Raw genomic sequence first — 24812 nt, forward strand, 5'->3', positions numbered from 1 at the left:
CCTTCAGAATTACACAACCTTTTTTTTAAAAAAAAACTCCGTTTGCGGATAAAATAGCCACCTTGTGCTTTTTCGCTGCATAACGATTATAAAAGAAGCGACTTCATGCCTATAATTCTAACTTTAGCAGCCAACCTGGCTCATAAATTCATAATGAATTAGCGAGTTATTTAACAGCTATCCTTTATTTCTTTTTACGGTTATCACTATGAACACACTTTTACGCCCTTATTTAGGTATTTATCCTTCAATTAATGCACGCGTTTTCATTGACCCATCTTCTGTTGTAATTGGAGATGTTCGCATAGCTGATGATGTCAGTATTTGGCCTCTCAGTGTTTTGCGTGGTGATGTTAACTATATCTCTATTGGCGCACGCACCAATATCCAAGATGGCTCAGTACTACATGTCACGCATAAATCTGCCAGTAACCCTGAGGGCAACCCGCTAATTATTGGAGAAGATGTCACCATTGGTCATAAAGTCATGTTACATGGTTGCACTATAGGGAATAGAGTACTGGTTGGAATGGGCTCAATTGTTATTGATGGGGCTATAGTCGAAGATGACGTTATTATTGGAGCTAACAGTTTAGTAACTCAAGGAAAAAGGCTCGAGTCCGGTTACTTATATACAGGGAGCCCAGCAAAAGCCATCCGAAAATTGACTGATGCTGAGTTAGGTCATTTACGTTATTCAGCGAATAACTATGTTGAATGGAAAAATAACTATTTAGCTTCTGATAATACGTAAAGCCCGTCTTCACCATCGAAGCCTTGTTCAATCAGGGCTTCAAACTCTTCTTCTATATCCCATCGATACTGCTGAAATAGCCTCAGAGGTGTTTCTTCTTTACCATAGCGTTGAAATAGCAATGACTGAGGAATTGCACATTCGGAAAGCATTCCGCTGATCAATACAGGAAAACGTACTTGCTTGGATAGCTCGTCCCACTCTTCTCTATCAGGAAATTGAATTTGCTGATTCACCCTTTCAATTCCTTATATAAAGCAGATAGAACAGGTGTAATTTCAGGAAGAACGCCATGCCATAGCTTAAAAGAAAATGCGGCTTGTCCTACAAGCATACCCAAACCATCCGCTATCTTAGTCACTTGATGTTGAGCCGCAAATTCAAGGAAAGGAGTTAATGACGATTGATAAAACATGTCATAACATGCAACTTGATGGCTAAATACATTTGGATCAATTGCAGGAACCTCTCCATTCACACCAGATGAAGTCGCATTGATGATCAGATCAAAATCAGCAGATACGATCTGCGAGATCTCCTTCCCACATATTTTTCCTAGCGCTGAAAATTCGTTAATTAATAGCACTACCTTAGAAAAGGTTCTATTTGTTAAAGTGATATCACAGCCATATTCTAAAAGTGGCAATAATGCTCCACGTGTTGCACCACCAGCACCAACTATTAATATTCGGCTACTTGGATGTACAAAATTCAAACGCTGTAAATCTAACAAAAGCCCCATTCCATCTGTGTTGTCTCCCAGCAATCGATGATCATCAAGCTTCATGACCGTATTAACTGCACCACAAGTTTGAGCTCTCGCTGTTAATTCAGAAACAGCCTGAAAGGCGCGCTCCTTAAATGGCAATGTAATGTTTGCGCCCTTTCCACCTTGTGAAAAAAAACCTATTAAGCTTTGTTCGAAACCCTCTACTGGTGCTAGGATTTTTTCATATCTCAGTGAAATGCCTGTTTGCTCTGCAAACATTTTATGTATAACAGGTGATTTACTGTGTTGAATTGGATTGCCAAAAACCGCAAACATTTCCATCAATATTATCCTTTACGATATAGTTGCCCTGTTTTTGCGTCTCTTATTTCAGAAGGATTTTGGCGGCCACCCACTATTCCATCAAGGACAGGAACACTTCCTTTAAATTGAGCAATGACTTCTTCTGTTGTTCGACAAGGCTCTAAACCACTTAAATTTGCACTTGTAGACACTAAAGGTTTGCCATAATGATGGCATAAGCTTTTTACTAATTCATGGTCTGTAACCCTCACTGCGATGGTATCAAACCGGCCAGTCAACCATTTTGGCGTCGTTTTTTTTGCAGGGATCACCCATGTTACTGGCCCCGGCCATGTTGCAAACATCGCTTGTTTCTGATCTTCCATTAGCTGCTCATCATCTATATAGTCTTTTAATTGTTCATAGCTATCAGCAATCAGAATTAATCCTTTTTCCCAAGGACGTTGCTTCAATTCTAATAACTTATGTACTGCCTTTTCACTATCTGGGTCACAGCCTAAACCAAATACGGCTTCTGTTGGGTAGGCAATAACCTCCTCGTGTTGTAATGAACTTATGATACTTTCAATTGCAGGTGTAGATATATTTGACATAGTTTTAACTCATTATTCTTCTTGTTGCTTACCGCAGCGTTTGCTGGCACAAAATAATCTTACTCCCTGTCCCCCCCTTTTTTCCATAAGTAATGGATATTCACAATACTTACATTGACCAGTAATAGGCTTATTATTTAATATAAACTGACAGTTAGGATAATTATCACAAGCATAAAAAGTCTTACCAAAACGCGATTTTCTCTGTAATAAATTCCCTGTTTGGCATTGCGGACAAGAAATTTTAGTTTCATCCGGCTTATCAATTAGCTCAATATGTTCACATTCAGGATAATTACTACAACCAATAAACATGCCAAATCGGCCTTGCTTCAGCACTAAGTCATGACTACATTTAGGACAATGTTGACCACTTAATACTTTAATAATATGGCTTTCTACTGTAGGTCTTAGAGGCCTCATATAATGACATTGTGGATAACTTGAACAACCTAAAAAAGGCCCATGTGAACTATTGCGGATAACAAGCAAGGAATCGCATTCTGGACAATGTTCATTTTTCTCTGTATCGAAGGGCAGTTGTTTAGACATGTTTTTCTCTACTGTTGCTTTTAACTAAGTGACTCTGGTATACCCACCAGCCCCCGAGCTAACTACTCCATTGATTTCCATCTCAGTTAATATGGTAATTATTTGAGTAACAGGAATTTGGGTCTGTTCTGCAATGACATCTACTGGTGTCGCTTGGTACCCCACCATACCTAAAATTTTATTTTCTACCACACTAAACTCAAGTGGTACCTTTTCTATAGGCAATTCTGTTTGTATCCAATTTAACCCATCACCAATATGTTGCAATACATCTTCAGGTTCAGCTAATAGATAAGCTCCTTGCTGCAATAGCCAATGGTTACCATGGAATGCAGAATTACCCAATGGAGCAGGCAATGTAAATAAGTCACGGTTTTGCTCTAATGCATATCTAGCAGTTATTAATGATCCGCTTTTCATTCCAGCTTCAATGACAACAACTGCTTTACTTAACCCACTAATAATACGGTTTCTCTTGGGAAATTGCTTAGGTAATGGTGGTACATCCGGCCAATATTCTGAAATCAACGCACCATAATTTTTAATCTTTTCAGCTAATTCAGCATGTTGACGCGGGTAAATATTTGCTAATCCGCTACCTAAAACCGCAATTGTTTCACCTCTATTATCTAGAGCTGCTTTATGGCTTATACCGTCGATACCTAATGCAAGCCCACTAGTGATGGTTATACCATGGTGAACAAAACTCTTTACAAACAGGTTAGTCCATATTCTGCCATATTCACTTGCTCTACGACTGCCAACGATAGCAATTTGTGGCGCTACCAATAATTCACTTTTTCCCACGGCAAATAATAAAAGAGGGGGACTGTAAATTTGCTTTAATAAAAAAGGGTAATGGGAATCACAGTAAGTAATCATTTGATGATGTTTATTTGAAAGCCATGCTTGTACTTTTTCTAGCCGGTGCATAGAGACATTCATAAATTGTAATTGCTGTATTTCATTCAAACCATGATGGTGTAAAGCCTGATAGCTAATTTTATTTAGTTGTTTTAGCTCATAAATTATTCTTACTGCATTCAAGGGCAATAGCCTTTTAACTTGAGACATCCTTAACCAAATTTCTTGGGTATCCATTATTGTCATCCTGACTCATTAACAAATAGGTTCTTCAGTGAACAAATCATAACCAATACTGTCAATATGAAAGAGAAATGTCTAGAATAGTCATTAATTCCCATTCACATTTTGGAAACCGCTCGAAAAATTTATGTCAGTCTTAAACGTATTACATTATCCAGACGAACGCTTACGCACAATTGCTAAGCCAGTAGACAAAGTTGATGCTTCTATACAGCGTATCGTTGATGATATGTTCGATACCATGTATGAAGAAGAAGGTATTGGCCTTGCAGCGACACAAGTCGATATCCACCAGCGAATCATCGTCATTGATGTGTCCGAAACTCGTGATGAGCGCTTAGTTCTTATTAACCCTGAATTGTTAGATAAATCTGGGGAAACAGGTATCGAAGAAGGTTGCTTGTCTATTCCGGAACAACATGGCTTCGTCCCTCGTGCTGAGCAGGTAAAAGTTCGTGCACTAAATTATAACGGCGAGTCTTTTGAACTAGAGGCTGATGGTTTATTAGCTATTTGTATCCAACATGAAATGGACCACCTTGTTGGTAAGCTATTTGTTGACTATTTATCGCCTTTAAAACGTCAGCGTATCCGCCAGAAAGTTGAAAAACTAGACAGACTAAGAGCAAAAGAAGCCAAGAATAGCTAGTTCGCTAAATATAAATAGGGAAATTAACGTGTCAGAGCCATTGAAAATTATTTTTGCGGGTACACCAGATTTTGCGGCCAAACACTTAGCTGCTCTCTTAGGTACCAGGCACCAAATCGTAGGCGTTCTCACCCGCCATGATAAACCTGCAGGGAGAGGTAAAAAATTAACACCAAGCCCTGTCAAGGTGCTCGCTGAAGAAAACCAACTCCCTGTTTTTCAACCAATATCTCTTAGAGATAGCGAAAACCAGCAGTGGATAAAAAACCAAAATGCAGACTTAATGATAGTTGTTGCTTATGGATTGATTTTACCACAAGCCGTTCTTGATATCCCTCGCTTAGGTTGCTTGAATGTTCACGGCTCTTTGTTACCTCGCTGGAGAGGAGCGGCACCAATTCAACGTTCTATTTGGGCTGGTGATACTGAAACGGGTGTGACTATTATGCAAATGGACGCAGGTTTAGATACTGGAGACATGCTTTACAAAGCAATTTGTCCAATTAGCACTAGTGATACGAGCGCCTCGTTATATGATAAATTAGCAATAACAGGCCCTGAAGCATTAATTCATACTGTTGAGATGTTATCCGCAGGTCAATGCGTTGCTGAGAAACAAGACGATTCATTAGCAAATTATGCTGAAAAATTATCGAAAGAGGAAGCTCGCATCAACTGGCAAGATGATGCTGTACATATTGAGCGTTGTATTCGTGCTTTCAATCCTTGGCCAATGAGTTATTTCATGGTTGAAGATCAACTCATTAAAGTTTGGCAAGCTGAAGTATTCACAGACGAACATGACAAGCAACCAGGAACAATTATTAGCGCTGATAAAAAAGGTATATGTATCGCCACAGGAAATGGCATACTAAATATTACTCAGCTACAACCGCCTGGCAAAAAAGCAATGAGTGCACAAGATATCCTAAACTCTCGTCGCGAATGGTTTACTCCAGAGCAAATTCTAGCATAACGAACTTGTAAACTGCCTGATGCCTTCAGGCAGTTTTATTTCAGTCACTAATATATTCATCTTCACCATATGAAAAACACATATAATTTGCGTAGTATCGCGGCAACAGCAATTAATCAAGTCCTTGATAACGGGCAATCACTAAGCACTGTATTACCTGACTTACAACGCAATATCAATGATAAAGATAAAGCTTTATTACAAGAAATTTGCTTTGGCGTTTTACGTTATTTACCTAAGCTTGAATGGTTTATTAGTCAGCTAATGGAAAAACCATTAACGGGTAAACAAAGAACCCTGCATTACTTAATTATGGTAGGTATCTATCAGCTACTTTATACTCGCATTCCACCTCATGCTGCATTAGCAGAAACAGTAAATGGAGCAGTAGCACTGAAAAAACCCCAATTAAAAGGGCTTATTAATGGCGTGTTGCGTTCATTTCAGCGTCAACAAGGACAATTAGAAGAAAGAATTGCTAACAACACTAGCCAATATTTACATCCAAGCTGGTTATTAAAGCGCCTACAAGCAGCCTATCCAGATGATTGGCAATCTATTATTGAAGCAAATAACCAACGCCCACCTATGTGGTTAAGAGTAAACTCCCAGCATCACACCGCTGCACAATATCTCAACTTATTAGAGCAATCTGAGATAACCGCACATTTGCACTCTTCACATCCAAATGCTATCCGCTTAGATGAACCTACAGCAGTTTCTCATCTTCCAGGCTTTGAGGATGGTTGGTCGACAGTACAAGATGTTTCAGCGCAAGGCTGTGCTGAATTACTCGAACCGCAAAATGGGGATAGTATTTTAGATTTATGTGCAGCACCAGGTGGAAAAACAACCCATATTTTAGAATTAGCCCCTAAGGCCAATGTTATTGCTGTAGACATTGATGAATCGCGCCTTAAAAGAGTGAAAGAAAATTTAATTCGCCTAAAGCAACATGCCGTTGTTATACAAGGAGACGGAACACAGCCTGAAACATGGGCTCAAGGTCAGCAATTTGATCGTATTTTGCTTGATGCTCCTTGTTCCGCAACAGGCGTTATTCGACGTCATCCTGACATTAAATGGCTACGTCGTGATTCAGACATAAATGAATTAGCACAACTACAAACTCAAATTCTCGAAGCTATCTGGCCTTATTTAAAACCGGGCGGCACACTGGTCTATGCGACTTGTTCAATTATGCCCGAAGAAAACGGAAAACAAATACAAAATTTCCTATCTAAACATAATGACGCCTGTCTTAATGACGGTACTGATGCTGGATTACAAATATTACCGAATACTAATGGTGGTGATGGTTTCTTTTATGCTCGCTTAATTAAAAAAGTGTAGGAAATTGTAGCCAGGTCTCTGATATAGGAATATGTAATGAAGATCATTATTCTAGGTGCTGGGCAAGTTGGCGGCACGCTTGCTGAAAATTTAGTTGATGAGAACAATGATATTACCGTCGTCGATACCGATGCTGATCGCTTACGTCAGTTACAGGATCAATTCGATCTACGAGTGGTAAATGGCCATGGTTCTCACCCTAGAGTGCTTCGAGATGCAGGTGCAGAAGATGCGGATATGTTAGTAGCAGTGACCAATTCCGATGAAACTAACATGATTGCTTGCCAGATTGCCTATAGCCTATTCAATACCCCAAATAAAATAGCGCGTATCAGGGCAACTGAATATATCCGTGAATCCGACAAACTGTTCCTACCTGAACAAATCCCAATTGACTACTTAATATCGCCTGAACAATTAGTTATCGATTATATCTATAAATTAATTCAATACCCTGGCGCTCTTCAAGTTGTAAACTTTGCAGAAGGTAAAGTCAGTATTGTTGCTGTAAAAGCTTATTACGGCGGTTCACTTGTGGGTAATGCATTATCGAGTTTACGCGAACATATGCCACATATTGATACTCGCGTTGTCGCTATTTTCCGCCAAGATAGGCCTATCCGGCCGCAAGGCTCAACAATCATTGAAGCGGGAGACGAAGTTTTTTTTGTTGCTTCTACACAACATATCCGAGCCGTAATGAGTGAGTTGCAAAGGTTAGAAAAACCATACAAACGTTTGATGATAGTTGGTGGTGGCAACGTTGGAGCTGGTCTAGCAAGACGGCTAGAAAAAGATTACAGCGTGAAACTTATTGAACGCAACCAGAAGCGTGCAACAGAACTTGCTGAGCTACTGCATGATACAATTGTGTTTTATGGAGATGCATCCGACCAAGAGTTACTCACTGAAGAGCACATAGAGCAAATGGATGTTTTTATTGCCCTAACAAATGATGATGAAGCTAATATTATGTCTGCTATGTTAGCTAAAAAAATGGGTGCTAAAAAAGCAATGGTGCTTATACAACGCTCTGCATACGTTGAACTTGTTCAAGGTGGGGTCATTGACATTGCTATTTCACCTCAGCAAGCAACTATTTCTGCTTTACTAAGCCATGTCAGAAAAGCAGATATAGTCAATGTCTCATCTTTAAGAAGAGGTGTTGCGGAAGCCATTGAGGCAATTGCACACGGTGATGAAAATACGTCAAAAGTTGTTGGTAAAAAAATATCTGAAATTAAACTTCCTCCAGGAACTATTATTGGTGCGATTGTCCGAGAAGAAGAAGTCATTATAGCTAGTGATTACCATATTATTGAACAAGGTGACCATGTCATTATGTTTATTACAGATAAAAAGTATGTACCCGAAGTTGAAAAATTATTTCAACCGAGTCCATTCTTCTTATAAAAAATAAAAATAGTAAATATTTGCAGCTTAATAATTCTAGCGACTATAATTTGTTAACCTAATACATGTTTTGTTTCAATTGAGTTATTTATTAAGGGGTCGTCTAATGAGCTTTTTAAAAGATTTCCGCGAATTTGCCATGAAAGGTAATGTAGTGGATATGGCAGTCGGTATTATTATTGGTGCCGCATTTGGTAAAATTGTATCTTCATTAGTTGCTGATGTCATCATGCCTCCGCTAGGGTTACTAATCGGTGGTGTTGATTTTAAATCATTCAGCATCGTGCTGAAAGAAGCACAGGGTGATTTACCAGCAGTTGTACTAAATTATGGTATGTTTATACAAACTGTTTTTGACTTTGTTATTGTTGCCTTTGCTATCTTTATGGCAATTAAAGTTATGAATAAAGTTCGCCGCGAAAAAGAAGCCGCACCAGCAGAGCCTGCGCCACCTTCTAAAGAAGAAGTTCTATTATCAGAAATTCGTGATCTTTTGAAAGAACAAAATAAAAAATAACTAAAAGGCCAGTGGTAATAAGTAAATAAACCTATTACCACTGGCCTCCCAGTTACTCGCCTTATTATTCTTACCTTTCCTTGTATAGCTGCCTTTTCCTTTTTTATTTTTCTCAACTCTCTGGCGAAATAGTGGGTCATGGAGTAATGCTTCAATCGCATTATCTTTAATCTCACCACGTTTATGTTGATATTTACTCATAATATACCTTCATATAGTTAGCTAATTATATAATTAATAAACTTTAGATGCGCCTTTTTCTAATATTTCCATAATAGAGCAATACGTTGTCGCATGTTCTTCACCACAACATACTGAACTTAACATCTTCAACGAATCGCGCATAATAATAAGCTCTTGTATCTTTTTTTCGACTTCAAGTAATCTAAGATCTACAATCTGTTTAGATTCCTGACAAGTATGATGTTCAGGATCAACCCGTATTGAGAGTAGCTCAGTAATAGCTTCTAAAGTAAAGCCTAACTGTTTTGCATAACGAATAAAACGCAAACGCTGCAGATCATGCTCAGTAAATAACCGATACCCACCTTCAGTTCTTTCTTTGTGTCCCATCAAACCTTGTTTTTCATAAAAACGAATTGTGTCTGGAGTTACATCAGCCAACCTAGCAATTTCACCGATTTTATACATACTCATGGATATCACCTCAGCGAATAAATAAGGGTTAGTAACAGAAAATTCAAGAGGGCAGAAATTATCTTTGAATAAGTTAAGAATAGCAGGTACAAAAAAACCGGGCAAATATACCCGGTTTTCCTGAAAGCGACGACAGATTACTCTGCAGCTGCTTCTTGAGACTCAACAGCACGGTCAACAAGCTCGATGTAAGCCATCGGAGCGTTGTCACCTGTACGGTAGCCACACTTAAGAATACGAGTGTAACCACCTGCACGAGCTGCGAAACGAGGTCCCAGTTCATTAAATAATTTTGCAACGATCTCGTTATCACGAGTACGTGCGAATGCCAGACGACGATTAGCTACGCTGTCGGTCTTGGCAAGAGTAATCAGCGGCTCAACGACGCGACGCAGTTCTTTCGCTTTAGGCAGAGTCGTCTTGATGATTTCATGACGAACTAAAGAACCTGCCATGTTACGGAACATAGCTTGGCGGTGGCTGCTGTTGCGGTTCAATTGACGACCACTCTTACGATGGCGCATGACCTTATCCTTCTCAGTAAAACCTTAACCTGTGATCTTAATCATCAGCAATACTTGCTGGTGGCCAATTTTCTAAGCGCATGCCCAGAGAAAGACCACGAGATGCCAAGACGTCCTTAATTTCAGTAAGAGATTTCTTACCAAGGTTAGGCGTTTTAAGCAACTCAACTTCTGTACGCTGTACCAGATCACCGATGTAGTGGATAGCTTCTGCTTTGAGGCAGTTAGCAGAGCGGACAGTCAATTCCAGATCGTCAACTGGGCGCAATAAGATAGGATCGAATTCTGGTTTTTCTTCTTTAACTTCAGGCTGACGTACATCACGTAAGTCAACAAAAGCTTCAAGTTGTTCAGCCAGAATGGTTGCCGCACGGCGAATCGCCTCTTCAGGATCGATTGTACCGTTAGTTTCCATTTCAATAACTAACTTATCCAAGTCTGTACGTTGCTCAACACGAGCTGCTTCAACATTGTAGGCTATACGCTCTACTGGGCTGTAGCAAGCATCGACTAACAAACGACCGATTGGGCGCTCATCTTCTTCCGAATGAACTCGGGCAGAAGCCGGCACATAACCACGACCACGCTGTACTTTAATTCGCATATTAATAGATGCGCTTTCGTCAGTCAGGTGGCAGATGATGTGCTGTGGCTTGACGATTTCGACATCACCATCATGGATGATGTCGGCTGCAGTCACAGGGCCAATGCCAGATTTATTCAAGGTTAAAATAACTTCATCTTTCCCCTGAACTTTTACCGCCAGCCCTTTCAGGTTGAGGAGAATCTCCAGGATATCTTCCTGTACACCTTCTTTGGTGCTGTACTCATGCAGTACACCATCAATTTCAACCTCTGTCACCGCACAACCCGGCATAGACGAAAGCAGAATACGGCGCAGTGCGTTACCAAGAGTATGGCCAAAGCCACGCTCTAAAGGCTCAAGGGTCACCTTAGCGTGCGTCGAACTCACTTGCTCGATATCTACCAGGCGCGGTTTTAGAAACTCTGTCACAGAACCCTGCATTGTGTCCTCTCTTTGGTGCTAAGCTTTACTTGGAGTAAAGCTCGACGATCAGGTGTTCGTTAATGTCCGCAGACAAGTCAGTACGTTCAGGAATACGTTTGAACACACCTTCCATTTTAGCAGCATCAACTTCCAGCCAAGTTGGCTTCTCACGCTGTTCAGCCAGCTCTAAAGCAGCCTTAATACGAGACTGTTTTTTAGCTTTCTCACGAACGCTGATAACGTCATTCGGGGAAACCTGATAAGAAGCGATATTAACTACGCGACCATTTACCATGATAGCTTTGTGGCTAACCATTTGACGTGCTTCTGCGCGAGTTGCGCCAAAGCCCATACGGTAAACGACGTTATCAAGACGACCTTCCAGCAAAGTCAGCAGGTTTTCACCTGTGTTACCTTTCAGGCGTGTTGCTTCTTTGTAATAGTTACGGAATTGACGTTCCAGAACACCGAACATACGACGAACTTTTTGTTTTTCACGTAACTGGACACCATAGTCAGACAGACGCGGTTTACGCGCACCGTGCTGGCCTGGAGCCTGTTCTAATTTACACTTGGTGTCAATCGCGCGAACACCAGACTTCAGAAAGAGGTCTGTTCCTTCGCGACGGCTCAGCTTGAGCTTAGGACCCAAATATCTAGCCATTTTCTTTCTCCAACAGTCCTAAAAAAAACGAAACGTATTAAACGCGACGTTTTTTCGGTGGGCGACAACCGTTATGAGGGATAGGAGTCACATCAGTAATATTAGTGATGCGAAAACCAGCGGCGTTCAGAGCACGAATTGTTGATTCGCGACCCGGACCCGGTCCCTTAACCATAACTTCCAGGTTTTTGATTCCGTATTCTTTCACAGCTTCTGCGCAACGCTCTGCTGCAACCTGAGCTGCGAACGGAGTAGATTTGCGAGAACCACGGAAACCGGAACCACCGGCAGTTGCCCAACCTAATGCGTTACCTTGACGGTCAGTAATAGTAACGATTGTGTTGTTGAAAGAAGCATGGATATGAGCCACACCGTCTGAGACTTGTTTTCTTACACGCTTACGTGCACGAATTGGTGCTTTTGCCATTATTCAATACCCCGACTTATTTCTTGATCGGCTTACGCGGACCCTTACGGGTACGAGCGTTAGTCTTAGTACGCTGTCCGCGCACAGGAAGACCACGACGATGACGTAAACCACGGTAACATCCAAGGTCCATCAGACGCTTGATGCTCAGGGTAATTTCACGACGTAAGTCACCTTCTACAACGTATTTAGCAACTTCGTCACGCAGCTTGTCGATTTGTTCTTCAGACAGCTCACTGATCTTAACATTTTCAGCAATACCTGTTGCTTCACAGATAGCCTGTGAACGGGTCTTACCGATACCGAAAATCGATGTTAAAGCGATTACAGTATGTTTATGATCAGGAATGTTAATGCCTGCTATACGGGCCACTATGCACTCCTAAGTTAAAATATACATTACTGTGCTGAAAAGCCCGTTTTCAGGATACTCAAACAATAATGTATCTTAGATAAAAAAGATTGGCTGGCTAATTTAGCCAGCTCAACCCAACTTTGCAAGAAAAAAATGCTTTTTCTTAACCTTGACGTTGTTTATGTCTTGGTTCAACACTACAAATTACACGAACGCTACCATTGCGACGGATAATTTTGCAGTTACGGCATAATTTCTTGACGGAAGCACGAACTTTCATTTTTACTCTCCGTAACTTCTAAGCAAACCATAATCACACTAAGTGATTACTTACCTTTCAGGTTTGCTTTCTTCAATGCAGACTCATACTGACTTGACATCATCAGAGTTTGCACTTGAGCCATAAAGTCCATGATAACGACAACCACGATTAAGAGGGAAGTACCACCAAAGTAAAAAGGTACTCTCATTGCGTCACGCATGAACTCCGGGATTAGGCAGATGAAGGTAATATATAATGCACCAACTAATGTTAAGCGAGTCATTACCTTATCAATGTACTTGGCCGTTTGCTCTCCCGGACGAATTCCTGGTACAAATGCACCGGACTTCTTCAGGTTATCTGCTGTTTCTCTTGGGTTGAAAACCAACGCCGTATAGAAGAAACAGAAGAAGATGATCGCAGATGCATAAAGTAACACATATAACGGTTGACCAGGCTGCAAATACATAGAAATTGTAGTCAGCCAGTCCCAGCCAGTTCCATCACCAAACCAAGAAGCTATTGTACCCGGGAATAGTATGATACTGGAAGCAAAAATTGCAGGAATTACACCCGCCATATTCACTTTTAACGGTAAATGCGTACTTTGTGCTGCGTAAACACGGCGACCTTGCTGACGTTTAGCGTAATTAACGACGATACGACGTTGACCACGTTCCATAAACACAACAAAGAAAGTAACCGCGAATACTAACACCGCAACCAACAGCAACAGGAGGAAGTGCAGATCGCCTTGCCGAGCTTGCTCGATGGTATGGCCAATAGCCGGCGGTAATCCCGCAACAATACCAGCGAAGATAATGATAGAAATACCGTTACCGATACCTCTTTCAGTTATCTGCTCACCTAACCACATTAGGAACATAGTCCCTGTGACTAAGCTAACAACTGCCGTAAAGTAGAACGGGAGGCCTGGATCAATGACTAACCCTTGCATCCCTGGCATATTCGGTAGACCCATTGCAATACCAATAGATTGGAATATTGCTAATACCAGAGTACCCCAGCGAGTATATTGGCTTATCTTCCGACGACCTGCTTCTCCTTCCTTCTTGATCTCTGCTAATCGTGGATTAACCACTGATAATAATTGGATAATGATCGATGCCGAAATATACGGCATGATACCCAAAGCAAAGATAGAAGCACGGCTAAGAGCACCACCAGAGAACATGTTAAACATTTCAATGATGGTGCCTTGTTGCTGTTCGAGCAATTTGGCAAGCACAGTGGCATCAATACCAGGGATTGGAATAAAAGAACCAATTCGGAAAACAATTAGCGCACCAATTACAAACAAAAGTCTGCGTTTAAGTTCGCCAGCTCCACCCTTGGCACTTTGAAAATCTAATCCTGGTTGTTTAGCCATCTGTCACTTATTCCTCAATTTTACCGCCGGCAGCTTCGATTGCAGCGCGAGCACCTTTAGTAACACGAAGGCCACGTACAGTAACTGCACGGTTCACTTCGCCAGACAGAATAACTTTAGCATATTCAATCTGGATGCCAACAACGTTCGCGGCTTTCAGTGCGTTCAGATCAATAACATCGCCTTCAACAGCAGCAAAATCAGACAGACGAATCTCTGCAGTGATCATTGCTTTACGTGAAGTGAAACCGAATTTCGGTAAACGACGATATAAAGGCATCTGGCCACCTTCGAAACCACGACGTACGCCACCGCCAGAACGAGATTTCTGACCTTTGTGACCACGGCCGCCGGTTTTACCCAGACCAGAACCGATACCACGACCTACGCGTTTAGGCGCGTGCTTGGCACCTTCAGCCGGAGACAGAGTATTTAAACGCATCTCTTACTCCTCAACTTTAACCATGTAGGAAACCAAGTTGACCATACCACGTACAGCAGGAGTATCCTCGCGCTCTACTGTATGACCAATGCGACGCAGACCTAAACCGACCAGTGTTGCCTTATGCTTAGGCAGACGACCGATTGAACTGCGAACTTGTGTAATTTTAATAGTCTTAGCCATAGCCGATTACCCCAGAATTTCTTCGACGGATTTTCCACGCTTAGCTGCGACCATTTCTGGAGACTTCATGCTGTCTAAAGCATCCAGTGTTGCACGAACCACGTTGATTGGGTTTGTGGAACCATAGGTTTTAGCCAGTACGTTGCGAACTCCAGCTACTTCTAAAACAGCACGCATTGCACCGCCGGCAATGATACCGGTACCTTCGTGAGCAGGTTGCATAAACACACGAGAACCAGTGTGTGTACCTTTCACAGGGTGGAACAATGTGCCGTTGTTTAGAGCAACGGTTTTCATACTGCGACGGGCTTTTTCCATCGCTTTCTGGATTGCTGCCGGAACTTCGCGCGCTTTGCCGTAGCCAAAACCAACGCGACCGTTACCATCACCAACTACAGTCAGTGCGGTAAAGCTGAAAATACGGCCACCTTTAACGGTTTTTGCTACGCGGTTTACCGCGATCAGCTTTTCCTGCAGTTCGCCAGCTTGTTTCTCGATGTGAGCCATCTTACACCTCTACCTTAGAACTGAAGGCCAGCTTCACGGGCAGCATCTGCCAGTGCCTGGACTCTACCATGATATTGGAAACCAGAACGGTCAAAAGCAACAACAGTGATGCCTTTTTCCAGTGCGCGTTCAGCAACTAATTTACCAACAATTGCTGCTGCGTCTTTGTTTCCAGTAAACTTAACTTGTTCATTGATAGCTTTTTCTGTAGTAGAAGCTGCAACCAATGTTTCAGAACCGTTTGGTGCGATAACCTGCGCATAAATATGGCGTGGAGTACGATGTACCACCAGGCGAGTCGCACCCAATTCTTGGATCTTACGGCGTGCGCGGGTCGCACGACGGATACGAGCTGCTTTCTTATCCATAGTGTTACCTTACTTCTTCTTAGCCTCTTTGGTACGCACGATTTCATCGGCGTAACGAACACCTTTACCTTTATAAGGTTCAGGACGACGGTAAGCACGCAGTTCTGCTGCAACTTGACCAATCACTTGCTTATCCGCACCTTTCAGTACGATTTCAGTTTGTGTTGGGCATTCAGCAGTAATGCCTGCTGGCAGTGCGTGTTCAACCGGATGCGAGAAACCTAAAGACAAGCTTACTGCATTGCCTTTGATTGCTGCACGGTAACCAACACCGACCAGTTGAAGCTTTTTAGTGAAGCCTTCGGTAACACCAACAACCATTGCATTGCACAGTGAACGAGTAGTACCCGCTTGTGCCCATGCATCATCAAAACCTTCGCGTGGTGCGAAAGTCAGTTGATTGTCTTCGCTTTTAACTTCAACTGCATTATGGATAGTACGAGTAAGCTCGCCGTTTTTACCCTTAATCGAAATAACCTGACCGTTGAGTTTTACCTCTACGCCGGCAGGAATGACGACGGGTGCTTTTGCCACACGAGACATTCTTTCCTCCCGAATTAAGCTACGTAGCAGAGAATCTCGCCACCAAGACCAGCTTGGCGAGCTGCACGATCAGTCATGACACCTTTAGAGGTAGAAACAACAGCGATACCTAAACCAGCCATAACTTGTGGCAGCTCATCTTTTTTCTTATAGATGCGCAGACTTGGGCGGCTTACACGCTGAATGCTTTCTACAACAGCCTTGCCTTGGAAATAACGTAAAGTCAGTTCCAATTCTGGCTTGATGTCGCCTTCAATTTTAAAATCTTCAATATAACCTTCTTCCTTCAGCACTTTGGCAATTGCCACTTTCAGCTTGGAGGAAGGCATGGTGACCGCAACTTTGTTCGCGGCCTGACCGTTACGGATACGGGTCAGCATATCCGCGATGGGATCTTGCATGCTCATCTGTCTTTACTCCCGTGATTCAAATGGAATTACCAACTTGCCTTTTTAAGGCCCGGGATTTCACCGCGCATAGCGGCTTCACGGACTTTAATACGGCTCAGACCAAACTTCCGCAGGAAACCGTGCGGACGCCCTGTTTGACGGCAGCGGTTACGCTGACGAGAAGGACTTGAATCACGTGGCAGTGTTTGCAGCTTGAGAACAGCGTCCCAGCGATCTTCATCAGATGCTTTAACATCAGAGATGATAGCTTTCAGTTCTACGCGTTTTGCGAAGAATTTCTCAGCTAATTTAGCACGTTTAACATCACGCGCTTTCATAGATTTCTTAGCCATGAGTACCCTGCCTTACTTGCGGAACGGGAAGTTGAACGCTGCTAACAGTGCGCGACCTTCGTCATCTGATTTCGCAGTAGTGGTGATAGTAATATCTAAACCACGCACGCGATCCACTTTATCGTAATCGATTTCAGGGAAGATGATTTGTTCACGAACACCCATGCTGTAGTTACCGCGACCATCGAAAGACTTAGCGGACAAGCCACGGAAGTCACGAATACGTGGTACAGCAATAGAAATCAGACGCTCAAGGAACTCCCACATGCGTTCGCCACGCAGGGTTACTTTACAGCCGATTGGATAGCCCTGACGGATTTTGAAGCCTGCAACAGATTTGCGTGCTTTGGTGATCAAAGGTTTTTGACCTGAGATCGCTGTTAAATCAGCTGCTGCGTTATCCAGCAGTTTTTTATCAGCAATCGCTTCACCAACACCCATATTCAGGGTGATCTTCTCGACCCGAGGGACTTGCATGACAGAAGTGTAGCTAAACTCAGTCATGAGTTTATTAACTACTTCGTCTTTATAGTAATCATGCAGTTTCGCCATCGTATACTCCAAAAATTACTTGATAGTTTCACTGTTAGATTTGAAGAAACGGACTTTTTTGCCGTCTTCGAATCTAAAGCCTACACGGTCAGCCTTACCAGTTGCCGCGTTAAAGATTGCAACGTTAGAAACTTGAATAGCCGCTTCTTTTTCAACGATGCCACCTGGTTGGTTCAGAGCCGGTACAGGCTTCTGATGTTTTTTAACCAGATTGATACCTTCAACAATAACTTTACTAGAAGAAATAACCTGCTTTACTTTACCGCGCTTACCTTTGTCTTTCCCAGTTAGCACGATAACTTCGTCATCACGACGGATTTTCGCTGCCATAGTTTCGCTCCTTAGAGTACTTCAGGTGCCAGAGAGATAATTTTCATAAACTTCTCGTTACGAAGTTCACGAGTTACCGGCCCAAAAATACGCGTACCGATTACTTGCTCGCTGTTATTGTTTAATAACACACAAGCATTACCATCGAAGCGAATGACAGAACCGTCAGGGCGACGTACACCCTTCTTGGTGCGCACCACTACCGCTTTCAGGACATCACCCTTTTTAACTTTACCGCGTGGAATTGCTTCTTTAACAGTAATTTTAATGATGTCGCCTACATGTGCATAGCGACGGTGCGAGCCACCTAGAACCTTGATACACATTACGCGACGTGCACCGGAGTTGTCGGCCACGTTCAGCATAGTCTGTTCTTGGATCATTTTAGTGCTCCGCTAAATGTCAACTACTACTGAGCCACCTCATTATGAAGAGGCCGTTCAAATATACCCATACTACGAGGGCGCGGCATTATAACACCACATCATCGTGTTGGACAGAAAAAAATAAACGGCTCAATGAAAAAGAGCCGTTTATTCATCAGGAAAAGTTATTCTATTACAGAACAGCTTTTTCTACAACGCGAACTAAGGCCCAAGACTTAGTCTTAGACAGTGGACGAGTTTGGCGGATTTCTACCACGTCACCGATTCCACATTCATTGTTCTCGTCATGTACGTGCAATTTAGTCGTACGACGGATGAATTTACCATACAGAGGGTGTTTCACCATACGCTCGATAGCAACAACAATAGATTTCTCCATTTTATCGCTAACTACACGACCTTGCAGAGTACGGATTTTATCGCTCATTACGCACCTGCCTTCTCAGTCAGTAAAGTCTTCACACGTGCGATATCGCGACGCACTTGTTTCAACAGATGAGACTGTTGCAGCTGACCACTTGCAGCCTGCATACGTAAATTAAATTGTTCACGTAACAGGTTCAAAAGTTCAGCATTCAGCTCTTCAACGCTTTTTTCGCGCAGCTCTTGTGCTTTCATTACATCACCGTCTTAGTTACAAAGGTGGTTTTGATAGGCAGTTTCGCTGCTGCCAGAGAGAATGCCTCACGAGCCAGCTCTTCAGGCACACCGTCCATTTCGTACAGTACTTTACCAGGCTGGATTAAGGCAACCCAATATTCTACGTTACCTTTACCTTTACCCATACGAACTTCGAGTGGTTTCTCAGTGATTGGTTTGTCTGGGAACACACGGATCCAGATTTTACCTTGACGCTTAATAGCACGGGTCATAGCACGACGTGCCGCTTCGATCTGACGTGCAGTCAGACGACCACGGCCAACAGCTTTAAGACCGAAAGTGCCGAAGCTAACATCCGTACCTTGCGCTAGACCACGGTTGCGGCCTTTGTGCACCTTACGGAATTTTGTACGCTTTGGTTGTAACATCAGCGACTCTCCTTACTTGCGGCCTTTACGCTGCTGCTTTTTAGGTTGAGCAGCTGGTTTCTCAGCTTGTTCAACAGCAGCCATACCACCCAGAATCTCACCTTTGAAGATCCATACCTTAACGCCGAGAACACCGTAAGTGGTGTGCGCTTCTGAAGTGTTGTAATCGATATCAGCACGTAATGTGTGCAGTGGCACACGGCCTTCACGATACCACTCGGTACGAGCGATTTCAGCACCACCTAAGCGGCCACTGACTTCAACTTTAATACCTTTAGCGCCCAGACGCATTGCGTTCTGTACTGCACGCTTCATAGCACGACGGAACATAACACGACGTTCCAGCTGTGAAGAGATGCTGTCAGCAACTAATTTAGCGTCTAGTTCTGGTTTACGAACTTCGGCGATATTGATTTGCGCAGGAACACCAGCGATATCCGCTACTGTTTTACGCAGTTTTTCGACGTCTTCACCTTTCTTACCGATAACGATACCTGGGCGAGCAGTGTGAATAGTCACACGGATGCTTTTCGCAGGACGTTCGATAACGATGCGAGAGATTGACGCTTTTGCCAATTCTTTATTCAAGTACTGGCGTACTTTAAAATCGCTGTCTAGGTTGTCAGCGAATTCATTGGTGTTCGCATACCAAGTAGAGTTCCAAGGTTTGACAATACCCAGGCGAATACCATTAGGATGTACTTTCTGACCCATTGCTAGTCTCCAGAGTCTCAGCGATCGGACACAACCACAGTAATGTGGCTGGTGCGCTTAAGAATACGATCTGCACGGCCTTTCGCACGCGGCATGATGCGTTTCATGGTTGGACCTTCGTCTACGAAAATTTTCGCAACTTTCAGGTCATCAATGTCAGCGCCATCGTTTTGCTCTGCGTTAGCAATTGCAGATTCAAGTACTTTCTTCACTAAACCAGCAGCTTTCTTGTTGGTGTAGGTCAGAATTTCCAGAGCTTGCGACACTTTCTTACCGCGAATCAGGTCGGCAACTAAGCGAACCTTCTGGGCAGAAGAACGAGCGTGGCGATGCATAGCTAAAGTTTCCATCTCTTCCTCCTATCCTTAACGTTTCTTAGCTTTCTTATCTGCCGCGTGGCCGCGATAAGTGCGAGTCGGTGCGAATTCACCCAGTTTGTGACCAACCATTTCGTCGGTTACGAAAACTGGAACATGCTGACGACCATTATGGACAGCGATGGTCAATCCGATCATATTAGGAAAGATCGTTGAACGACGGGACCAAGTCTTAAGAGGCTTCTTGTCTCCGCTTTCCACCGCTTTCTCTACCTTCTTCAGCAAGTGCAGGTCAATAAAAGGACCTTTCTTGAGAGAACGTGGCATGGTTTATCCTCTAATTATTTTTTAGAACGATGACGTACGATGAATTGATCAGTACGCTTGTTGCTACGAGTTTTCTTACCTTTGGTTTGAACGCCCCATGGTGTTACTGGGTGTTTACCAAAGTTACGGCCTTCACCACCACCATGTGGATGGTCAACTGGGTTCATCGCAGTACCGCGAACGGTAGGACGAATACCACGCCAGCGGCTAGCACCAGCTTTACCGAGAACACGTAACATATGTTCAGCGTTACCAACTTCACCAAGAGTTGCACGGCAATCAGCTAAAACTTTACGCATTTCACCAGAACGTAAACGTAATGAAACATAAGCGCCATCACGAGCAACGATTTGAGCGTAAGTACCTGCTGAACGCGCTAACTGTCCACCTTTACCTGGTTTCAGTTCGATATTATGAACTGTAGAACCAACAGGGATGTTGCGCATCGGCAGTGCATTACCAGCTTTGATTGCTGAATCAACACCAGATTGAATCTGGTCACCAGCTTTCAAGCCTTTTGGTGCAAGAATATAACGACGTTCACCGTCTTTATATAGAACCAGTGCAATGTTCGCAGAACGATTTGGATCATATTCCAAACGTTCAACAACTGCAGGAATACCATCTTTGTTGCGTTTAAAGTCAACTAAACGATAATGCTGCTTATGGCCACCACCGATATGACGGGTAGTGATACGGCCATTGTTGTTACGACCACCGGATTTGCTGTTTTTTTCTAACAGCGGAGCATAAGGCTTACCCTTATGCAGCTCAGGGTTAACCACTTTAACTACGTGGCGACGGCCCGGAGACGTAGGTTTACATTTAACAACTGCCATTGTTCTTTACTCCTCCGACTTACTCAGCACCGCTAATGAAGTCCAAATTTTGGCCTTCTTTCAGCGTGACGTAAGCTTTTTTCCAGTCGCTACGACGACCGAAACGCTGACCGTGGCGTTTAGTTTTGCCTTTAACCAGCAAAGTGTTAACACCTTCAACTTCGACTTCAAACAGTTTCTGTACAGCAGCTTTGATTTCTGCTTTAGTCGCATCTTTCGCAACTTTGAGAACGATGGTATTGCTTTTTTCCATCGCTGTAGAAGCTTTTTCAGATACATGCGGCGCGCGCAGTACTTTCAGCAGACGTTCTTCACGGATCATGCCAGCATCTCCTCAACTTGCTTCACAGCATCAGCAGTCATAACCACTTTGTCGAAGGCGATCAGGCTAACTGGGTCAATACCTGCTGCATCACGAACGTCAACCTTATACAGGTTGCGTGCTGCTAAAAACAGATTTTCATCTAATTCAGCAGTGATGATCAGAACATCTTCCAGAGCCATATCTTTCAGTTTCTGTGCCAGCAACTTAGTTTTAGGTGCTTCAACAGAGAACTTCTCGACAACGATCAGACGATCTTGACGTACCAACTCAGAGAGGATGCTTTTTAAAGCACCACGGTACATCTTCTTATTAACTTTTTGACTGTGGTCCTGTGGTTTAGCTGCGAAGCTAACACCACCAGAGCGCCAAATTGGGCTCTTTACTGAACCAGAACGTGCACGGCCAGTACCTTTTTGACGCCATGGTTTTTTACCTGAACCAGAAACTTCAGCACGAGTTTTCTGAGCACGAGTACCTTGACGAGCACCAGCTGCATACGCAACAACTACTTGGTGGACAAGCGCTTCATTGAAATCACGCCCGAAGGTAGTTTCGGAAACAGTCAGCGCGCTTTGCGCGTCTTTCATTACCAATTCCATTCCTATCTCCTCGACGTTAAGCCTTGACAGCCGGTTTTACGATCAGGTTGCTACCAGTTGCTCCTGGAACAGCACCTTTGACCAGCAGCAGGTTGCGCTCAGCGTCAACACGTACTACATCTAAGCTTTGAACAGTTACACGTTCATTACCCAGTTGGCCTGCCATTTTCTTGCCTTTAAACACTTTGCCCGGAGTCTGGTTTTGACCGATAGAACCCGGAACACGGTGAGACAAGGAGTTACCGTGAGTAGCATCTTGAGTACGGAAATTCCAGCGCTTAACTGTGCCGGCAAAACCTTTACCTTTAGATGTACCAGTAACGTCGACTTTTTTAACGTCAGCGAAAATTTCAACGCTAATGCTTTGACCTACTGTGTATTCTGCACTGTCTTCAATGCGGAATTCACGTAGGATACGGCCAGCTTCGACGCCAGCTTTAGCGAAATGACCTGCTTCAGGCTTAGTTACACGGTTAGCTTTTTTGCTACCGGTAGTAACCTGAATTGCATTATAACCGTCAGTTTCTGCAGTTTTAACCTGAGTAACACGGTTATTTTCAATTTCGATAACAGTTACAGGTATAGAAACGCCATCTTCAGTGAAGATACGAGTCATACCGACTTTCTTACCGACTAAACCTTTCATTGTTTCAACCTCTCAATCGTTCGACGACCTGATTAACCCAGGCTGATCTGCACGTCAACGCCGGCAGCCAGGTCCAGACGCATCAGAGCATCAACGGTCTTTTCGGTTGGCTCAACGATGTCAACCAGACGCTTGTGAGTGCGAATTTCGTACTGATCACGCGCATCTTTGTTAACGTGCGGAGAAATCAGAACGGTAAAACGCTCTTTACGTGTCGGCAGCGGGATAGGACCACGAACTTGCGCACCAGTGCGCTTAGCAGTCTCTACGATTTCCGCAGTTGATTGATCGATTAAACGATGATCAAAAGCTTTCAGGCGGATACGGATTCTTTGGTTCTGCATGAGACCAGAGCTCCAACTATTTTATAAACGTAAATGATTACTCCTCGTACCCATTTCGATTGATGGGAGAGTGTAATCGTTCTTGATGTAACTTCCAAATCGGAAGTATTGTCTAAATGAGCAACAAATCGTTGACTCAATACTGAGATTTCAGTCCTAAAATATAGGGCTTACTCATCAGTAAGCCCGCGCATTATACGTAAATTATAGGGAAACACAAGTAATCGAGGAAAATATGTGCGTTTTTTTTGAAGAGATTCTTCAAAAAGCCCCTCAGCCTTAGGAAATGAAGTGACTGGGAGGCTTTTACTACAAGTTTACTTAGCAAGTAGCTATGGAAATACTAAATTACTCTTCTTTAACTTGCGCTTGAAGATAGTTTTGAATTCCTAAGCGAGTAATTAGTTCTAATTGCGTTTCTATCCAATCAATATGGTTTTCTTCATCTGCTAAAATTTCAATCATCAGGTCTCGGCTGACGTAGTCATGAACCGAATCTGCGTATTTAATAGCTTCTTTTAGGTTTTTTGCCCCATCGATTTCAAGCTGCAAATCTGACTTAAGCATTTCTTCAACATCTTCACCAATATTTAACTTACCAAGATCTTGTAGGTTAGGAATACCTTCGAGAAAAAGAATTCGCTCTATATATTTGTCCGCGTGCTTCATTTCATCGATTGATTCGTGATATTCCATCTCATTGAGACGTGTGAATCCCCAATTTTTAAACATACGTGCATGTAAAAAATATTGGTTGATTGCAACTAACTCATTGCCCAGTAGTTTATTTAGGTGGGCTATCATTTTTTTATCGCCTTTCATTGCTACCCTCCATCGCTTCCAGTCTTTTAAGTGTAGTACTGAAATTGATGTTAGTGTAATTTTTACACAATGTATTTGAACCAAAGGTGATAAATTTGGTGGGAATAATTTGAATGGTATAAGATACTATGCAACCTCAGCGGCACATGCATCCTCAAAAATCATTTGCTCTTCATATAAAATCGCCTTTGTCTGCCTAATGCATTTCCCACATTCTAAGCCTACAGGCAAAATTTGTCGTAGCCCCTTCAGCGAGGTTACTTGATACTTTCTTGCAGCATTTCTGATCTGTTTATCAGTAATCGCTTCACAAAGACAAATGTACATGGTGCTTACCTGTATAAATCACATACAGACAGTTTAAATAAAAATGATTTGCATTTCAATTATCATTCAGAATGATTTACAAAGGTCATTTATTACAAATAAGTTTGTTACACGAACAATTTAAATCAAAAGAATAGATTACGGACAAGATAAGTAATTTTGTTTATGACAATAAAAAGGGCACCTAGTAAGGTGCCCTTCTTTAAAACTAAATGAAGCTATGTATTATGCAATAA

The 24812-nt window shown here is 42.7% G+C and carries 43 protein-coding genes; 6 read left to right on the forward strand and 37 right to left on the reverse strand.

All coding sequences use genetic code 11. The features are described 5' to 3' along the window. The first annotated feature begins 208 nt into the window (after positions 1-208). Entirely contained in the window at positions 209-754 is a 546-nt protein-coding gene (locus tag PSF09_RS20010) for a gamma carbonic anhydrase family protein (protein WP_004907188.1), read from the forward strand. On the opposite strand, the gene PSF09_RS20015 is transcribed toward PSF09_RS20010, so the two are convergent. From PSF09_RS20015 to dprA, 5 genes are read right to left on the reverse strand one after another with little or no spacing between them, the layout of a single operon-like run. Beyond that, positions 730-990, reverse strand: coding sequence for a DUF1488 domain-containing protein (locus tag PSF09_RS20015; RefSeq protein WP_272684406.1), 261 nt, complete (start codon positions 988-990; stop codon positions 730-732). The two genes, PSF09_RS20010 and PSF09_RS20015, sit on opposite strands and share 25 nt — an antisense overlap. Then, positions 987-1805 (reverse strand): shikimate dehydrogenase, encoded by an 819-nt coding sequence (gene aroE, locus PSF09_RS20020; RefSeq protein WP_272666582.1) that lies wholly within the window; start codon positions 1803-1805, stop codon positions 987-989. The genes PSF09_RS20015 and aroE overlap by 4 nt, the downstream gene beginning before the upstream one ends. A gap of 5 nt (positions 1806-1810) precedes the next feature. Next, positions 1811-2380: an L-threonylcarbamoyladenylate synthase type 1 TsaC gene (tsaC, locus tag PSF09_RS20025; RefSeq protein WP_272666581.1), complete on the reverse strand. Its 570-nt coding sequence runs from the start codon at positions 2378-2380 to the stop codon at positions 1811-1813. Between the two features lie 12 nt (positions 2381-2392). Beyond that, positions 2393-2932: a DNA topoisomerase family protein gene (locus PSF09_RS20030; RefSeq protein ID WP_272666580.1), complete on the reverse strand. Its 540-nt coding sequence runs from the start codon at positions 2930-2932 to the stop codon at positions 2393-2395. Positions 2933-2956: 24 nt separating this feature from the next. Continuing rightward, positions 2957-4033, reverse strand: coding sequence for a DNA-processing protein DprA (gene dprA / locus PSF09_RS20035; protein WP_272666579.1), 1077 nt, complete (start codon positions 4031-4033; stop codon positions 2957-2959). Positions 4034-4166: 133 nt separating this feature from the next. Here dprA and def point away from each other — a divergent pair, with 133 nt between their 5' ends. The 5 genes from def (at position 4167) to mscL (ending at position 8947) form a co-directional block, all read left to right on the forward strand. Further along, a complete protein-coding gene (def, locus tag PSF09_RS20040) occupies positions 4167-4688 on the forward strand; it encodes a peptide deformylase (protein WP_004907170.1) in 522 nt (173 codons plus the stop codon). A 28-nt stretch (positions 4689-4716) separates the two neighbouring features. Continuing rightward, on the forward strand, positions 4717-5664 hold the full coding sequence (gene fmt / locus PSF09_RS20045) for a methionyl-tRNA formyltransferase (protein ID WP_272666578.1): 948 nt from the start codon (positions 4717-4719) through the stop codon (positions 5662-5664). A gap of 69 nt (positions 5665-5733) precedes the next feature. Further along, entirely contained in the window at positions 5734-7017 is a 1284-nt protein-coding gene (rsmB, locus tag PSF09_RS20050; protein ID WP_272666577.1) for a 16S rRNA (cytosine(967)-C(5))-methyltransferase RsmB, read from the forward strand. A gap of 36 nt (positions 7018-7053) precedes the next feature. Then, on the forward strand, positions 7054-8430 hold the full coding sequence (trkA, locus tag PSF09_RS20055) for a Trk system potassium transporter TrkA (protein WP_115168139.1): 1377 nt from the start codon (positions 7054-7056) through the stop codon (positions 8428-8430). A gap of 106 nt (positions 8431-8536) precedes the next feature. Continuing rightward, a complete protein-coding gene (mscL, locus tag PSF09_RS20060; protein ID WP_004907161.1) occupies positions 8537-8947 on the forward strand; it encodes a large-conductance mechanosensitive channel protein MscL in 411 nt (136 codons plus the stop codon). Here mscL and PSF09_RS20065 read toward each other — a convergent pair whose 3' ends face one another. The 32 genes from PSF09_RS20065 to bfd form a co-directional block, all read right to left on the reverse strand. Continuing rightward, positions 8948-9148 carry an alternative ribosome-rescue factor A gene (locus tag PSF09_RS20065; RefSeq protein ID WP_210838202.1) on the reverse strand — a complete coding sequence of 67 codons (201 nt, stop codon included), beginning with the start codon at positions 9146-9148 and terminating at the stop codon, positions 8948-8950. A 33-nt stretch (positions 9149-9181) separates the two neighbouring features. Beyond that, positions 9182-9598 (reverse strand): Zn(2+)-responsive transcriptional regulator, encoded by a 417-nt coding sequence (zntR, locus tag PSF09_RS20070; RefSeq protein WP_210838208.1) that lies wholly within the window; start codon positions 9596-9598, stop codon positions 9182-9184. Between the two features lie 143 nt (positions 9599-9741). Then, the gene (rplQ, locus tag PSF09_RS20075; RefSeq protein WP_004907152.1) at positions 9742-10128 is read right to left on the reverse strand and encodes a 50S ribosomal protein L17; all 387 of its coding nucleotides are present in this window, start codon (positions 10126-10128) and stop codon (positions 9742-9744) included. A gap of 37 nt (positions 10129-10165) precedes the next feature. Then, a complete protein-coding gene (locus PSF09_RS20080) occupies positions 10166-11155 on the reverse strand; it encodes a DNA-directed RNA polymerase subunit alpha (RefSeq protein ID WP_004265491.1) in 990 nt (329 codons plus the stop codon). A gap of 25 nt (positions 11156-11180) precedes the next feature. Further along, a complete protein-coding gene (gene rpsD, locus PSF09_RS20085; protein WP_004907147.1) occupies positions 11181-11801 on the reverse strand; it encodes a 30S ribosomal protein S4 in 621 nt (206 codons plus the stop codon). 37 nt (positions 11802-11838) lie between these two features. After that, positions 11839-12228: a 30S ribosomal protein S11 gene (gene rpsK / locus PSF09_RS20090; RefSeq protein WP_002919257.1), complete on the reverse strand. Its 390-nt coding sequence runs from the start codon at positions 12226-12228 to the stop codon at positions 11839-11841. Positions 12229-12244: 16 nt separating this feature from the next. Continuing rightward, entirely contained in the window at positions 12245-12601 is a 357-nt protein-coding gene (gene rpsM, locus PSF09_RS20095; protein ID WP_004907144.1) for a 30S ribosomal protein S13, read from the reverse strand. Between the two features lie 145 nt (positions 12602-12746). After that, entirely contained in the window at positions 12747-12863 is a 117-nt protein-coding gene (rpmJ, locus tag PSF09_RS20100) for a 50S ribosomal protein L36 (protein ID WP_004265484.1), read from the reverse strand. 46 nt (positions 12864-12909) lie between these two features. Next, positions 12910-14235, reverse strand: coding sequence for a preprotein translocase subunit SecY (secY, locus tag PSF09_RS20105; protein ID WP_272684407.1), 1326 nt, complete (start codon positions 14233-14235; stop codon positions 12910-12912). 7 nt (positions 14236-14242) lie between these two features. Next, positions 14243-14677, reverse strand: coding sequence for a 50S ribosomal protein L15 (rplO, locus tag PSF09_RS20110; protein WP_004265478.1), 435 nt, complete (start codon positions 14675-14677; stop codon positions 14243-14245). 3 nt (positions 14678-14680) lie between these two features. Beyond that, positions 14681-14860, reverse strand: coding sequence for a 50S ribosomal protein L30 (gene rpmD, locus PSF09_RS20115; protein ID WP_004265475.1), 180 nt, complete (start codon positions 14858-14860; stop codon positions 14681-14683). Between the two features lie 6 nt (positions 14861-14866). Beyond that, positions 14867-15367, reverse strand: coding sequence for a 30S ribosomal protein S5 (rpsE, locus tag PSF09_RS20120; protein WP_004265471.1), 501 nt, complete (start codon positions 15365-15367; stop codon positions 14867-14869). A gap of 14 nt (positions 15368-15381) precedes the next feature. After that, positions 15382-15735 carry a 50S ribosomal protein L18 gene (rplR, locus tag PSF09_RS20125; RefSeq protein ID WP_004907138.1) on the reverse strand — a complete coding sequence of 118 codons (354 nt, stop codon included), beginning with the start codon at positions 15733-15735 and terminating at the stop codon, positions 15382-15384. A 9-nt stretch (positions 15736-15744) separates the two neighbouring features. After that, positions 15745-16278, reverse strand: coding sequence for a 50S ribosomal protein L6 (gene rplF, locus PSF09_RS20130; RefSeq protein ID WP_004265464.1), 534 nt, complete (start codon positions 16276-16278; stop codon positions 15745-15747). Between the two features lie 14 nt (positions 16279-16292). After that, positions 16293-16685: a 30S ribosomal protein S8 gene (gene rpsH, locus PSF09_RS20135; RefSeq protein ID WP_004907134.1), complete on the reverse strand. Its 393-nt coding sequence runs from the start codon at positions 16683-16685 to the stop codon at positions 16293-16295. A gap of 29 nt (positions 16686-16714) precedes the next feature. Continuing rightward, entirely contained in the window at positions 16715-17020 is a 306-nt protein-coding gene (gene rpsN, locus PSF09_RS20140; protein WP_004265458.1) for a 30S ribosomal protein S14, read from the reverse strand. Positions 17021-17032: 12 nt separating this feature from the next. Continuing rightward, positions 17033-17572, reverse strand: coding sequence for a 50S ribosomal protein L5 (rplE, locus tag PSF09_RS20145; protein ID WP_004265455.1), 540 nt, complete (start codon positions 17570-17572; stop codon positions 17033-17035). Between the two features lie 15 nt (positions 17573-17587). Continuing rightward, entirely contained in the window at positions 17588-17902 is a 315-nt protein-coding gene (gene rplX / locus PSF09_RS20150; protein ID WP_004265452.1) for a 50S ribosomal protein L24, read from the reverse strand. Between the two features lie 11 nt (positions 17903-17913). Then, on the reverse strand, positions 17914-18285 hold the full coding sequence (gene rplN / locus PSF09_RS20155) for a 50S ribosomal protein L14 (protein ID WP_004265449.1): 372 nt from the start codon (positions 18283-18285) through the stop codon (positions 17914-17916). A 175-nt stretch (positions 18286-18460) separates the two neighbouring features. Next, a complete protein-coding gene (gene rpsQ, locus PSF09_RS20160; RefSeq protein ID WP_004265446.1) occupies positions 18461-18715 on the reverse strand; it encodes a 30S ribosomal protein S17 in 255 nt (84 codons plus the stop codon). After that, positions 18715-18906 carry a 50S ribosomal protein L29 gene (rpmC, locus tag PSF09_RS20165; RefSeq protein WP_004265442.1) on the reverse strand — a complete coding sequence of 64 codons (192 nt, stop codon included), beginning with the start codon at positions 18904-18906 and terminating at the stop codon, positions 18715-18717. The genes rpsQ and rpmC overlap by 1 nt, the downstream gene beginning before the upstream one ends. Further along, positions 18906-19316 carry a 50S ribosomal protein L16 gene (gene rplP, locus PSF09_RS20170; RefSeq protein WP_004265436.1) on the reverse strand — a complete coding sequence of 137 codons (411 nt, stop codon included), beginning with the start codon at positions 19314-19316 and terminating at the stop codon, positions 18906-18908. The genes rpmC and rplP overlap by 1 nt, the downstream gene beginning before the upstream one ends. 12 nt (positions 19317-19328) lie before the next feature. Further along, on the reverse strand, positions 19329-20030 hold the full coding sequence (rpsC, locus tag PSF09_RS20175) for a 30S ribosomal protein S3 (protein WP_004907131.1): 702 nt from the start codon (positions 20028-20030) through the stop codon (positions 19329-19331). 17 nt (positions 20031-20047) lie between these two features. Then, positions 20048-20380, reverse strand: coding sequence for a 50S ribosomal protein L22 (rplV, locus tag PSF09_RS20180; RefSeq protein ID WP_004265430.1), 333 nt, complete (start codon positions 20378-20380; stop codon positions 20048-20050). 15 nt (positions 20381-20395) lie between these two features. Further along, entirely contained in the window at positions 20396-20674 is a 279-nt protein-coding gene (gene rpsS, locus PSF09_RS20185) for a 30S ribosomal protein S19 (RefSeq protein WP_004265426.1), read from the reverse strand. A gap of 14 nt (positions 20675-20688) precedes the next feature. Next, the gene (gene rplB, locus PSF09_RS20190; protein ID WP_004907128.1) at positions 20689-21513 is read right to left on the reverse strand and encodes a 50S ribosomal protein L2; all 825 of its coding nucleotides are present in this window, start codon (positions 21511-21513) and stop codon (positions 20689-20691) included. A 19-nt stretch (positions 21514-21532) separates the two neighbouring features. After that, positions 21533-21835, reverse strand: coding sequence for a 50S ribosomal protein L23 (gene rplW / locus PSF09_RS20195; protein ID WP_004265420.1), 303 nt, complete (start codon positions 21833-21835; stop codon positions 21533-21535). After that, entirely contained in the window at positions 21832-22437 is a 606-nt protein-coding gene (gene rplD, locus PSF09_RS20200; protein WP_004265418.1) for a 50S ribosomal protein L4, read from the reverse strand. The genes rplW and rplD overlap by 4 nt, the downstream gene beginning before the upstream one ends. A gap of 16 nt (positions 22438-22453) precedes the next feature. Continuing rightward, positions 22454-23083 carry a 50S ribosomal protein L3 gene (gene rplC, locus PSF09_RS20205; RefSeq protein WP_004265414.1) on the reverse strand — a complete coding sequence of 210 codons (630 nt, stop codon included), beginning with the start codon at positions 23081-23083 and terminating at the stop codon, positions 22454-22456. Between the two features lie 32 nt (positions 23084-23115). Then, entirely contained in the window at positions 23116-23427 is a 312-nt protein-coding gene (gene rpsJ, locus PSF09_RS20210) for a 30S ribosomal protein S10 (protein ID WP_001181005.1), read from the reverse strand. A 348-nt stretch (positions 23428-23775) separates the two neighbouring features. Then, a complete protein-coding gene (gene bfr / locus PSF09_RS20215) occupies positions 23776-24249 on the reverse strand; it encodes a bacterioferritin (RefSeq protein ID WP_272666576.1) in 474 nt (157 codons plus the stop codon). A gap of 126 nt (positions 24250-24375) precedes the next feature. Continuing rightward, complete coding sequence (gene bfd / locus PSF09_RS20220) at positions 24376-24576, reverse strand: bacterioferritin-associated ferredoxin (protein ID WP_004907122.1); 201 nt, start codon at positions 24574-24576, stop codon at positions 24376-24378. Positions 24577-24812: the final 236 nt, after the last annotated feature.

This window comes from Providencia sp. PROV141 (assembly GCF_028481645.1).
Lineage (GTDB): Bacteria > Pseudomonadota > Gammaproteobacteria > Enterobacterales > Enterobacteriaceae > Providencia > Providencia rettgeri.